Annotated in this window: 11 protein-coding genes and 1 tRNA gene; 5 read left to right on the top strand and 7 right to left on the bottom strand. The window is 65.3% G+C overall.

Annotated elements, in window-relative coordinates; genetic code table 11:
* Nucleotides 1-42: 42 nt before the first annotated feature.
* From GIW81_RS17770 to GIW81_RS17755, 4 genes are all read right to left on the bottom strand, one after another.
* The gene (locus tag GIW81_RS17770) at nt 43-348 is read right to left on the bottom strand and encodes an ETC complex I subunit (RefSeq protein WP_154740640.1); all 306 of its coding nucleotides are present in this window, start codon (nt 346-348) and stop codon (nt 43-45) included.
* Nucleotides 349-379: 31 nt separating this feature from the next.
* Nucleotides 380-456: transfer RNA gene (locus GIW81_RS17765), tRNA-Pro, on the bottom strand.
* Nucleotides 457-562: 106 nt separating this feature from the next.
* Complete coding sequence (locus GIW81_RS17760; protein ID WP_154740639.1) at nt 563-1,063, bottom strand: DUF192 domain-containing protein; 501 nt, start codon at nt 1,061-1,063, stop codon at nt 563-565.
* Between the two features lie 8 nt (nt 1,064-1,071).
* Nucleotides 1,072-1,668 (bottom strand): cold-shock protein, encoded by a 597-nt coding sequence (locus GIW81_RS17755; protein WP_154740638.1) that lies wholly within the window; start codon nt 1,666-1,668, stop codon nt 1,072-1,074.
* 659 nt (nt 1,669-2,327) lie between these two features.
* On the opposite strand from GIW81_RS17755, the gene GIW81_RS17750 reads away from it, so the two are divergent.
* The 5 genes from GIW81_RS17750 (at nt 2,328) to GIW81_RS17730 (ending at nt 7,232) form a co-directional block, all read left to right on the top strand.
* Nucleotides 2,328-3,113: a phosphoadenylyl-sulfate reductase gene (locus tag GIW81_RS17750; protein WP_154740855.1), complete on the top strand. Its 786-nt coding sequence runs from the start codon at nt 2,328-2,330 to the stop codon at nt 3,111-3,113.
* A complete protein-coding gene (gene cysD, locus GIW81_RS17745) occupies nt 3,110-4,015 on the top strand; it encodes a sulfate adenylyltransferase subunit CysD (protein WP_154740637.1) in 906 nt (301 codons plus the stop codon). The genes GIW81_RS17750 and cysD overlap by 4 nt, the downstream gene beginning before the upstream one ends.
* Nucleotides 4,015-5,484, top strand: coding sequence for a GTP-binding protein (locus GIW81_RS17740; RefSeq protein ID WP_154740636.1), 1,470 nt, complete (start codon nt 4,015-4,017; stop codon nt 5,482-5,484). The genes cysD and GIW81_RS17740 overlap by 1 nt, the downstream gene beginning before the upstream one ends.
* A gap of 58 nt (nt 5,485-5,542) precedes the next feature.
* Complete coding sequence (locus GIW81_RS17735) at nt 5,543-6,316, top strand: sulfite exporter TauE/SafE family protein (RefSeq protein WP_324615095.1); 774 nt, start codon at nt 5,543-5,545, stop codon at nt 6,314-6,316.
* A gap of 109 nt (nt 6,317-6,425) precedes the next feature.
* A complete protein-coding gene (locus GIW81_RS17730) occupies nt 6,426-7,232 on the top strand; it encodes a sulfite exporter TauE/SafE family protein (RefSeq protein WP_154740635.1) in 807 nt (268 codons plus the stop codon).
* Between the two features lie 21 nt (nt 7,233-7,253).
* Here the strand turns inward: GIW81_RS17730 and GIW81_RS17725 are convergent, their stop codons facing one another.
* From GIW81_RS17725 to cysG, 3 genes are read right to left on the bottom strand one after another with little or no spacing between them, the layout of a single operon-like run.
* Nucleotides 7,254-8,987: an NADPH-dependent assimilatory sulfite reductase hemoprotein subunit gene (locus tag GIW81_RS17725; protein WP_154740634.1), complete on the bottom strand. Its 1,734-nt coding sequence runs from the start codon at nt 8,985-8,987 to the stop codon at nt 7,254-7,256.
* A gap of 38 nt (nt 8,988-9,025) precedes the next feature.
* Nucleotides 9,026-10,813: a diflavin oxidoreductase gene (locus GIW81_RS17720; protein WP_324615094.1), complete on the bottom strand. Its 1,788-nt coding sequence runs from the start codon at nt 10,811-10,813 to the stop codon at nt 9,026-9,028.
* A gap of 56 nt (nt 10,814-10,869) precedes the next feature.
* Nucleotides 10,870-12,324, bottom strand: coding sequence for a siroheme synthase CysG (gene cysG, locus GIW81_RS17715; protein WP_154740633.1), 1,455 nt, complete (start codon nt 12,322-12,324; stop codon nt 10,870-10,872).
* Between the last annotated feature and the right edge of the window lie 282 nt (nt 12,325-12,606).

Raw genomic sequence — 12,606 nt, 5'->3', positions numbered from 1 at the left:
GTCCGCCCAGTAGGATCCGCGGCGAATGACCGGCAGTCTGGCCTAGTGGGTCCAGCGCCCGATGCGACCGTACTTGAAATTGTCGGCGTAGGATTTGCGGATCATCTTGCGCGGCGATGGCTCGAGCAGCTGGTAGGCGATGCCCTCGCGCTCGGCGTAGGCGATCGCCTCCTCCTTGGAATCGAATGCGAGCTGCACCTCCGCACTCATGTCGCGCGTCGCGGTCCAACCCATCAGCGGCTCGATCTCGCGCGGGCTTGCAGGGGCGAACTCGAGCACCCACTCCTTGGTGCGCCCTTCGCCCGACTGCATCGCCGTTCTCGCCGGCTTAAAGATACGCGCAACCATCGGCCCCTCGCTGTGAGTGACGTCACGTCATTGGTCGGGGCGGCGGGATTCGAACTCGCGACCCCTTGCTCCCAAAGCAAGTGCTCTACCAGGCTGAGCTACGCCCCGACGCGTGACGTCCGATGCCTTCTACGCGATGCCGCCCGGGGAGTAAACGCGGCGTATCCAGCGCGGCGCCGGACCGCAGGATCAACGGGCTGGTGCCTAGGTCCGACTACTTGGCCGAGGCTGGTTCCGAAGCCTTGAAAAGTGGGTGACGGACGCGGTCACCCGCCTTGATGCCAAGCCGCTCGGACGTGCCGCCGGGAAGCTCCAGCACCGCCGAGACGGGACCATCGGAATTGATGACGCGATCGGACATCGGCTCGGCGCGCGTCTCGATCCGATGGATGACGCCATCGGGGCGAATGAACAGCATATCGAGCGGAATGTAGGTGTTGTGCATCCACATGCTGAGCTCGCTCGCATCGCCATAGGGGAACAGCATCCCCTGGTTGTCGGCGAGATCGGTGCGAAACATCAGGCCCATCGCCTTCTCCTTCGGATCCTCGGCGATCTCGATGTCGATGGCGGCCTCCGGCCCGCTCGCAGGGACGAGCCACAGCGTTTCGCTGCGCATCTTGGCGCCGGCGGGCGGCGCCAGCGACAACATTACCGCGGCGGCAAACAGGGCCGCCCATTGGGCAGCCCTGCTCTGAATTCTCGAATGAGCCATCACACCTATCAGTGCGTTGGCGGCAGTCCGGGTTGCCCGTCGGGCCGGAGTTCGGCGGCCATACAGCCCTTACAGCCGTGGCCCCAGCGAACCATAACCATTTGACCGGGACGTAGCTCCGTGAACCCGAAACGCCGCAGCGTCTCCATGTGCACGAATACGTCAGGCGTTCCCTCACCCCGCGTCAAGAAGCCGAAACCCCGCACCCGGTTGAACCACTTGACCATGGCCCGCTCCCAGTCGCTTTCCGGCGTGACAATGACGTGCGTCCGCTGCGGGAGCTGCGATGGGTGGATGGCAGTGCTCTCGTCCATGCTGAGGATGCGGAAAGCCTGCATGCCCTTCGGGCGGCGCAGGACCTCGGCGTGAACTCGTGCTCCTTCGTAGGCTGTCTGGTAGCCTCCTGCCCGCAGGCAGGTGACGTGGAGCAGGATGTCGGCGAGCCCGTTATCGGGAACTATGAAGCCGTAACCCTTTGATGCATCGAACCATTTAATTGATCCGACGACCTCGAAGACCTCGATCCCGGCTTCCTCGGCCTGGACACGAGTAAGCTCGGTCGGCTGGTCGAAAGAAGGAAAATCGGGACGCTTAGAATCCCCCATTGGTGGTACCCCGCTACTTGCTCAACGTTAGCTTTTTCTGCCCCGGAACGGCGACGGATCATGGAAGAGCCCTCTTCATGTCCGACGTCGTCTCGAAGCGGTCCCGAGAATACCATCTGTTAACCAAGCCGCCAGGGGCATATTTTCTCCGATGTTGCCGAGGCCGGAATGTCACGCAGATGTCCACATTAAATGAGCCAACATAACCGTCTGGCACACCACATCTTTTTGCCAATCCATTTCATCCCCACATTTTCATCTGGAACAGCTCGGGCACACGTCCTGCGATAATTGGGTGACGGGAATTGACCGCCCCAAACGCTCGAATTGCTGGCACACTGATTCGTCGTCAGAACCCCGAAAACCGCCCCTTCGGCTCCGACTCTCTGGCGCTGCCCTCGACGGTGGCGAACCAGGGTTAGGAGTTGCTAGAGGGCGCCCCTTCATCCCCTGCGTGTCCCTTCGGTCTCCGGCCAACAGCACGCCGTTCCAACAAGCCGCTACCTGGGAAAAATTTTCTGCGCGGGCGACCAAGCGGAATGCGATCCTATTTTTATTTGCCCGGGAGGCTTTAAGTAGAATTCGATTTCCCTTATTTTTGGGGTCCCAGCGAAGGGATCACGATGCCGACGAAGACTTCGACCGGGGGCGGCGCCAAGATGGCGCGGGCCGCCCGGACATCCTCGCGCACATCCAACTCTGTGCCGGCGTCCGACCCGGTTGCCGAGGCGCTGGCGCTTGACCGGCGCCTCGCCTCCATCGACAGCCTCGAGGACCGGCTCCTCGAAATTGTCCGCTCCGTGCCCGGCCGTGTCACCTTTTCGACCAGCCTTGGCATCGAGGACCAGGCCGTACTGAACGCCATTGCTGCCAGCCGGGCGAAGATCGACGTCTTCACCCTCGACACCGGCCGGCACTTCCCCGAGACGCTCGACACCTTGGAGGCCAGTCAGAACCGCTATGGCATCGACATCCGCGTCATGTTCCCTGACGCGCGCGAGGTCGAGGAGCTCGTGGCGCGCGACGGCATCTACGGCTTCCGGCTCGCCGTAGAGAACCGCAAGGCTTGCTGCGACGTGCGCAAGGTACGTCCACTGAAACGTGCGCTCGAAGGCGCCAAGGGGTGGGTCACGGGCCTGCGCCGCGAGCAATCGGTGGGCCGCGCGCACGTCCCGTTCGCATCCTGGGATGCGGAGGACGCGCTCTTCAAGTTCAACCCGATGGCCGACTGGAGTCTCGAGAAGCTCGAGGCCTACGTCGCCGAGCACAATGTCCCCGTCAATCCACTGCACGCCCGCGGCTTCCCCTCCATCGGCTGCCAGCCGTGCACGCGCGCCATCAAGCCCGGCGAGGATATCCGCGCCGGCCGCTGGTGGTGGGAGAACGAGGACGGTAAGGAATGCGGCCTGCACAACAGGCCCCGCCAGAAGGAAGTAGCTGCATGAGCGCGCCGCTCTCGCACCTCGACATGCTCGAGGCGGAGTCGATCTACATTTTCCGCGAGGCTGCCGCGCAGTTCCGCAAGCCGGTGCTGATGTATTCGATCGGCAAGGACTCGACCGTCCTCCTGCATCTAGCGCGCAAGGCATTCTGGCCGCAGAAGCCGCCGTTCCCGCTGCTCCACATCGACACGACGTGGAAGTTCAAGGACATGATCGCCTTCCGCGACAAGACGGTGCGCGACTTCGGCCTGGATCTCATCGTGCACACGAACGAGGAAGGCCTGAAGAAGGGCATCAATCCCTACGACTATTCCCCTTCCGTTTACACCGACGTGATGAAGACGCAGCCGTTGAAGCAGGCGCTCGACAAGCACGGCTTCGATGCCGCGTTCGGCGGCGCACGTCGTGACGAGGAGAGCTCGCGCGCCAAGGAGCGCGTCTTCTCGTTTCGCGCCGCCGGCCATCGCTGGGATCCACGCCGCCAAAGACCGGAAATGTGGAACCTGCTCAATGGTCGCCTCGGCGCCGGCGAGACCGTGCGCGTGTTCCCGCTGTCGAATTGGACCGAGCGCGACGTGTGGCGCTACATCGCCCGCGAGAAGCTCGACGTTGTGCCGCTCTACTTTGCCGCCAAGCGCCCCACCATCGTGCGCAATGGCCAGCTCCTCGTTGTCGACGACGATCGCCTGCCGCTGCAGCCGGGCGAGGTGCCGCAGATGAAGAGCGTACGCTTCCGCACGCTCGGCTGCTGGCCGCTCACCGCCGCGGTGCCTTCCACCGCCGCCGACCTCGACAGCGTCGTCGAGGAGACGCTCGGCGCACGCACCTCGGAGCGGCAGGGCCGCCTCATCGACCATGACCAGACGGGCGCCATGGAGCGCAAGAAGCAGGAAGGCTACTTCTGATGACGGCGCTCACCGCTATTCGGCGCGAGGATCTGGCGCCTGCCTTCAACCAGGACCTCAACGGCATCCTGCACCTCTTGACGTGCGGATCGGTCGACGACGGCAAGTCGACACTGATCGGCCGTCTGCTGTGGGATGCTTCCGACCTCTATGACGACCAGCGCGAGACCATCAACCGCTCGTCGAACGCGGCGACGGGCGGTGCGCATCCCGACTTCTCGCTCCTGCTCGACGGCCTGGTCGCCGAGCGTGAGCAGGGCATCACCATCGACATCGCCTGGCGCTACTTCGATACGGCGACGCGCCGCTTTGTCGTCATCGACAGCCCAGGTCACGAGCAGTACACGCGCAACATGGCGTCGGGCGCCTCGCACGCCGACGTCGCCATCATGCTGGTCGATGCGCGCCACGGCGTGAAGCGCCAGACGCGCCGCCACGCCGCCATCCTCGACATCGTCGGCGTGAAGCGTGTCGTCCTCGCCGTCAACAAGATGGACCTCGCCGACTGGTCGCAGGACAAGTTTCGCGCCATCGAGGCCGACTTCCGCGAGCTGACACTGCGCTTCGGCTTTCGCGAGGCGATCGCTATTCCCGTTTCCGCGGTCGGCGGCGACAACGTCGCCCGCAGGTCCGAGCACATGCCCTGGTACACGGGCCCGCATCTGCTCGAGCACCTGGAGCGCATCCCGCCGCGCGACATCACCCCGCGCGGCTCCTTCCGCTTGCCGGTGCAGACGGTACTGCGCGACGGCCTCGATTTCCGCGGCCTCGCCGGAACCGTCGCGTCTGGCTGCATCAGCGTCGGCGACCGTGTCACCGACGCCTTGAGCGGGCAGAGCGCGCACGTGCTGCGCATTGCCACCATGGATCGCGACCTGGAGATCGCCAAGCAGGGCCAGGCCGTCGCCCTGCAGCTCGACACCGACATCGACGTCGCGCGTGGCGCCATCCTGTCGGCTGCCGACGCGCCGCCGACCGTCGCCGCGCATCTCGAAGCGCGCGCCGTCTGGCTATGGGAAACGCCGTTCGACCCCAACGCGGGTTACTTCCTGCGCACGGCGACCGACCTCGCGCCGATCTCTACGTTGAGCATCACGTCGCTCCTCGATCTCGAGACGCTGGCGGTGCAGCCCGCCGACAAGGCGAGCGTCAACGACATCGCCAACATCTGGATCACGCTTGGACGCCCGGTCGCGGTCGACACCTTCGTCGACAACCAAGGTACAGGCGCCTTCCTCATTATCGATGCAGTGACGGGCGCCTCGGTGGCCGGTGGCGTCATCACCACGGCCAGGGCCGGAGCTGTCGACGATGCCTCGGCCTTCAGGCTCACGCGCGAGCTTCTGTCGCGCGGGCTATGCCGCGATCTCGCCGACAGCGATGAGGATCGCCGCGAGTTCCAGCGGCGCGCCAGCGAGGCGGCGCTCTTGCTGCATGCGGCCGGTATCCAAGTGAAGATCGAGCTCTAACGGATCGTCACGGCAGGGGGGACCTGCGCCTGAGGCGTCCGCAATTGCGGACATGCGTGTGCAGAAAAGAGCGAGTGTGAGCCAGGGCATGTGGGAAGACTTGTTGTTGTTCGTGGCGGTCGGCTTCGCCGCGCAAATGGTCGATGGCGCCATCGGCATGGCGTACGGCGTCATCTCCTCGTCTGTCATGCTCAGTCTCGGCGTGCCTCCCGCGACGACCAGCGCTTGCGTACACGCGGCGGAAACCTTCACGACGGCGGTATCCGGCGCCTCGCACTGGAAATTCGGCAACGTCGATCGCAAGCTCTTGCTGCGTCTGGCGTTGCCGGGGGCTATCGGCGGTGCCATCGGCGCCTACCTGCTGACCAACCTCGACGGCGACATGATCAAGCCGTTCATCAGCGGCTATCTGCTTCTCATCGGCCTTTTCATTGTCTGGAAGGCGCTGACCAAGCGCGTCTCGGAGGGTGCTGAGCCGGCAACTGTGGCACCGCTCGGCTTCATCGGAGGTTTGCTGGATTCGATCGGCGGTGGCGGCTGGGGACCGATCGTCACCTCGAGCCTGATCGGCCAGGGCGCGACGCCGCGCTACGCCATCGGCTCGGTCAGTCTCGCCGAGTTCTTCGTCACGCTAACCATCTCGGCGACGTTCGTTGCCACCATCGGTCTCGAGCTGTGGCCGATCATCACCGGCCTGATCATCGGCGGGGTCATCGCCGCACCGTTCGCTGCTTATGCGACCAAAGTGCTCCCCGACAAGGTGCTGATGATCCTCGTCGGCTGCGTGGTGGCCATTCTCAGCCTGCGCACCATCGTCCAGGCCCTGACCTGAGCCTTAATGGCCTCACCGTCGCGGTGCCGCTTCTGCGGTTGATCGATCCAAGATAACGGATATGGTCGCCCGCGAGAGGCGCCCAAGAAACGTTCACGAGCCTGGCTTTATGGAATTTCTGCACTCGGGCGCCTGGCCCATCATTGTCTTTGGCGGCTTTGCCGTCGGCTTCCTCGTCGGCCTCACCGGCGTCGGCGCCGGATCGCTGATGACGCCGTTCCTGATCTCCGGCATCGGCATCTCGCCCGTGCTCGCGGTCGGCACCGATCTCCTGTTCGCGTCCATCACCAAGGCGAGCGCCGCGTGGCGGCACCACTCGCTCGGCAACGTCAACTGGTCGATCGTGCGCTGGCTGGCGATGGGCAGCTTACCCGGCGCCGTTGTGGTGTTGGGTTGGATCTATCTCGCCCAGCCCGATCTTCACGTGCTGGCAGCGATCATCCGCCAGGTGCTGGCTTTCGCGCTCGTGGTGAGCGCTCTCTGCGTCGCCGCCTACCCGCTGTTGAGGCGCCTCGCCGCCAGCGCCATTGACGCCGGCGAGCCGACACACGTGCGGCAGGGTCCAACGCTCATCTTGGGACTTGTCCTCGGCGTGCTGGTTGCGCTCACTTCGGTCGGCGCAGGCGCCATCGGCGTCGTGGCGCTGACGATGCTCTATCATTCTCTGTCGGCGCGCCGCCTCGTCGGCACCGACATCGTCCACGCCATCCCCCTCACCTTCCTCGCCGGCGCCAGCCACTTCGGCATGGGCAACGTCGACTTGAAGATCTTGGGGTTCCTGCTGCTCGGGTCGGTGCCTGGTATCGCGCTCGGCTCGCGCATCACCGGCCTCGTGCCGGATTGGGTGCTTCGCATCACGCTGGCGCTGGTGCTGTTCTGGGCGGCCTACTCGCTGCTCAACCCCATGCGCCACTGACGACAGCAGCGCACGCCTGTCTCAGCTCACGGCTTTGAGCGGCGCCAAGTCGGCATGGAAGCGGTTGCCCGCAGTCGTCGCCTTCACGTAGCCGGCGCGGATGGCGAAGTCGCCGAAGTGCTCGCCCTCCTCCCGCTCCTTGGCGTAGTGCGCGAACATCGGCTCGAGCAGCCGCACGATACGCGCCTTATCGACATCCTCGGCGTAGAGCTTGTTCAGCCGGTCGCCGTTGAACGCCGCCCCAAGGTAGAGGTTGTAGAGCCCGGGGTTGCGGCCAACGAGACCGATCTCGGCGAGGTACGGCCGGGCGCAGCCATTCGGGCAGCCCGTCATGCGGATGACGATCTCGTCGTCTTTCAGGCCGGCCTTGTCGAGCGACTCTTCCAGTGCAGTCAGCAGCTCAGGCATGAAGCGCTCGCTCTCCGCCAGCGCCAGGCCGCACGTCGGCAGCGCCACGCAGGCCATGGAGTTGCGGCGCAGGCCGCTCAAGCCGGTGCCGATGGCGATGCCGTGCTCCTTGAGAAGCGCCTCGATCTTCGACTTCGCCTTGGCGGTGACGTTGGTGATGATGAGGTTCTGATTGGCGGTGACGACGAAACCGCCGGGATGCATCTCGGCGATCTCGCGCAGCGCCGTGCGCAACGTCCAGCCGGGCATATCCTTGATGCGGCCGCTCTCGATGAACAGCGTGAGGTGCCACTTCTTGTCGGCGCCCTGCTCCCAACCGATGACGTCGCCGGTCGACTTGAATTCGAAGGGGCGCGGCTCGCCGAGCTTGTAGCCCAGACGCTTCTCGACCTCGGCGCGGAAGTTGCCGAGTCCGTGATCCTCGATCGTGTACTTGAGCCGGGCGCGTTTTCGGCTGTGGCGATTGCCCCAGTCGCGCTGCACGGTGACGACCTTCTCGGCGACGTCGACCGCCTGCTCTGGCGTGCAGAAGCCCATCACATCGGCGGCGCGCGGGAAGGTGTCGATCTCGCCATGCGTCATGCCCATGCCGCCACCGACGGTGACGTTCCAGCCGGCGATCTTGCCCTTCTCGTCGGTGATGGCGATGTAGCCCAAGTCGTGGGCGTAAATGTCGATGTCGTTCGACGGCGGCACGGCGATGACGATCTTGAACTTGCGGGGCAGGTAGTGGACGCCGTAGATCGGCTCCTCGTCGTTCTTGGCCGGTCCGCTCTCGTCGATCACCTGCTTACCGTCGAGCCAGATCTCGTGATAGGCGCCGGTCTTCGGCAAAAGATGCTCGCTGATCTTGACCGCGAGGTCGTGCGCGGCGGCATGCGCCTTCGACAGGTACGGGTTCGACGCGGCGAGCACGTTGCGATTGACGTCGCCGCAGGCGGCGAGCGTGTCTAGCGCCGCGGCGTTGATCGCCTGCATGGTGCGCTTCATGTTCGACTTGATCACGCCGTGGAACTGGAACGTCTGGCGCGTGGTGAGCCGCAGCGTGTGATTGGCGTAGGTGCCGGCGATGGCGTCGAGCTGCAGCCACTGCTTCGATGTCGTGACGCCGCCGGGCAGGCGGACGCGGATCATGAAGCTGTAGGCCTTCTCCAGCTTCTTCTTGGCGCGCTCGCCGCGCACGTCGCGGTCGTCCTGCAGGTAGGTGCCGTGGAACTTGGTGAGCTGGCTGTCATCCTCGGAGATGGCGCCGGTGGCGACGTCCGCCAGGCCCTCGGCAATGGTGCCGCGGAGCTGCCGGCTGCCTTCCTTGATGAATTCGTTCTTGCTGCGCTTGTCGTCGGTCATTGTCGTTCGTCCTGTGGCGAGGCCTTAAGGCCCGCGCATCAATACACGTCGCGCTGGTAGCGGCCGGCCTTGGCCAACTCTTTCAGCTTGGCGCGGCCGGCCTCGTCGTCGCCACGCGCGGCTTCGGCGAGGACGCGCGCCAGCATCACATCGACGTCGCGCGCCATGCCTTTCTCATCGCCGCACACGTAAATGTGGGCGCCGTCATCGACCCACTTGAGCAGGTCGTTGCGCGCTTCCCACAGACGCTGCTGCACGTAGATCTTCTCCGGCTGGTCGCGCGAGAAGGCCACGTCGATGCGCGACAGCGCGCCTTCCGCCAGGTGCTCCTGCCATTCCGTCTGGTAGAGGAAGTCATTGGTGTAGTTGCGCTCGCCGAACACGAGCCAGCTCTTGCCGCCGGCGCCGGTCTCGACGCGCTCCTCGATGAAGGCGCGGTAGGGCGCCACGCCCGTGCCCGCGCCGATCATGATGATCGGGCGGTTGCCGTCCTCCGGCAGACGGAAATGGCGGTTGGGCTTGACGTACACGCGCACCGGATCACCCACCTTACGCCGGTCGGCGAAGTAGGTGGAGGCGACGCCGCCTCGCGTCTTGCCGTGCGACGCCCAGCGCACCGCGCCGACCAAGAGATGGGCTTCACCGGGATGCGCCCTGGGGCTCGATGCGACCGAATAGAGCCGGCCCGGAAGCGGCCGCAGAAGCGAAAAGAGCTGCTCGGGCGTCAGCTTCTCCGCATAGGTCTCGAAGAGATCGACAAGCTGCCGGTCCTCGGAGAATTCGGTGAACGCCTTCTGCTCGGCGAGCGCCTTCACGTCGGTGCGCTGCGTGAGCTTGCCGTAGTTCTCGACCAGCGCGCGCGACAGCGTGGTGACGTCGTAGCGCTCGCGCAGCTTTTGCACGACGCTGCCGTCGGCACCGAGGCCGACCGCTTCCGCAAGTGCCAGCGCGAGGTTCGGGTCGTTCTCCGGCACGATGCCGATCGCGTCGCCGGGAAGATACGAGAAGCCCGGCGCGTCCGCGGCGATTTCCACGTGCCAAGTCTCGCGCGTCGAGCCCGTGCCGTTGAGATTGACGAGAGCGGAGATTTCGCCGGTCAGCGGGCTCTCGGCGGTGAACTGCGGCTCGTCGTCGTCGGCGAACTGAGCGCCGCCTTTGAAGTCGACGTGCACGACGGTAGCGGTGCCGGTGGCGTCAGCGGGCGCGAGCTCGGTCAGCGCCTTCTCGGTCCACTCCGCCGCCTGTTTGGCATAGTCGAGATCGAGGTCGACGCGGTCGAAGGCGCGCGTTCCGCCCAGCGCTTCGAGCCGCTGGTCGATCGCCTTGCCGGTGGCGCAGAACTGGGCGTAGGCCGTGTCGCCGAGCGCCAGGACGGCAAAGCGCACGCCCTCGATGCGCGGTGCAGCATCGCTCATAAGCGAGGTGTAGAAGTCGACCGCGCGGCTCGGCGGGTCACCCTCGCCCCAGGTCGAGGCGAACACGATGATGTTCTTGGCCTTGGACAAAACCGCGAAGTCGGCGTCGGCGAAATCGACGATCTTGGCGTCGAGGCCGTGCTTCTGCGCGAGCTTCTTGGTGCGCATGGCGAGCGCTTCGGCGTTGCCGCTCTCGCTGGCATAAAGGACGGTCAGCGCCTGGCGCGGTTTGGCTGGGGCGGCGGGCTGCGGCTGCACGGCGCCACCTGCCTGGGCAGCCTCGAAGCCGGCGAAGAACCCGGCGAGCCAAGCGCGTTGCTGCGGCGTCGTGCGGGCGACGACGCTGTTCAGGGCATCAATGTCTTCCGGCGTGAACGGTGCGTTCTTCGGAAGCAACGGCTGGGCGGTCACAAACGCCTCCTCGAAATCTTTCGTCTCAAGTGCCGATGGTCAATATCGGCAATGCTTCACCGTGGATGGACTGCGGCGGCGCCGCCTTTGGCCGGCTCCATATCGCGCGGATAGCCCGCGCCGTACACCTCGACCTTGTCGGGACGCGTCAGCCCCGCACTCGCCCAATCGAGCCCGACGAAGATAACCGCTGGCCCGCGGATGCCCGAATCCGCGATGGCAAAGGCGAGCGAGGCGAGATCGGTCGCCACGGCGCGCTCGCTCGCCAGCGTGCCGTTCTCGACGATAACCACTGGCGTTTGCGGCGCCGCGCCCGCACCGAGAAGCTTGTCGCGGAAGTGCTGCGCGGTGCGCACGCCCATGTAGATGGCGAAGGCCTGTCCGGGATGTGCGAGCGATGACCAATCGAGATCGATCGGGCCGTCGGCGGATGCGCCCGTGACCACGGCGAACTGGCGAACTTTGGTGCGCAGCGTCACCGGCAGGCCGATGCTCGCGGCGCAGGCGTGCGCGGCGGTGATCCCCGGAACTACCGACACGGCGACACCTGCTGCACGCACGGCGGCCATCTCCTCGGCGGCGCGACCGAACACGAAGGCGTCGCCACCCTTCAAACGGACGACGCGTTGGCCCTTCAGCGCCTCGCGCACCAGGATCTGGTTGATGTCGGACTGTGCGGCCGAGTCACCCTCAGGCTCCTTGCCGACATCGATGCGAATGGCGTCGCGACGCGCGTATTCGAGGATCGCCGGATTGACGAGCCGATCGACGACGAGCACGTCGGCGGACTGCAGATGCTGCTGCGCCTTGAGGGTGATGAGGTCGGGCTCGCCGGGGCCGCAGCCGATCAGCGTGACGCTGCCTGCCAGTTCGGTCTGGGATCGGCTTGCGTCGAGCTGGCGCGTGAACTCGCGGTCGGCGGCGGCATCCTCTCCGGCCAGCACCGCGTTGCGCCAGGGCCCCTGCAGCAACGCTTCCCACGTGCGCCGGCGCACAGTCGGGTCGGCGATGGCGTCCTGCACGCGCCGGCGTAGCGTCTGGGCATGTTGCGCCACGCGGCCGAACTGCGCCGGCAGCCAGCTTTCGATCTTGGATTTGATCTCACGAGCGAGAATGGGAGCCGCACCTTCGGTGCCGATAGCGACGACGATCGGATCGCGGTCGACGATCGCCGGCATGATGAAGTTGCTCTCCGCCGGGCCGTCGACGACGTTGACGGAAAGGCCGCGCACCCGCGCGGCGGCGGCAACGCGGGCATCGAGCGCCGGGTCATCGCTGGCGGCGAACACCAGCACCGCGCCGTCGAGGTCGCTCTCTACAAAGTTGTGCAGCTTGATCGTCAAGTTTGGAACGCCGGCGGTAGCGATGTCCTCGCTCACTTCGGGGGCGACGATCTTGAGATTGGCACTCGTCTTGGCAAGCAGGCGAAGCTTCTGCAAAGCCTTCTCGCCGCCGCCGACGATGAGTACGTCGCGACCTTCAAGGTCTACGAAAATCGGGAAGTATCGCAACGCCTTGCCTCTCGCTGCCAGCGCGCCGGACCAGTTTGGCGGAAGGGTAAACCGGCCGCCTCATGGACACCCCTCGCGCCATGACGACCGGTGCCGCTTCTTATAGTTTATCGAAGTAGAATTTTCTATTGCCGACGGCACGTTGCGGCAAAATAAGAACCATTTTCCAGGCCTTCGTCGTCCGTCGGGATGGCTTTTCGCCTCGACCCCGAAATCTGCCGTTACACTCGGGGTCCGAAGCCTCCCTTGTAACGACACCGAAACGACACCGCGGTGTCGGCC

The organism is Hyphomicrobium album (genome assembly GCF_009708035.1).
GTDB classification, from domain to species: domain Bacteria; phylum Pseudomonadota; class Alphaproteobacteria; order Rhizobiales; family Hyphomicrobiaceae; genus Hyphomicrobium_A; species Hyphomicrobium_A album.
Note: the sequence above shows the minus strand (reverse complement) of the source record. Positions and strands in the feature narration are given on the sequence as shown.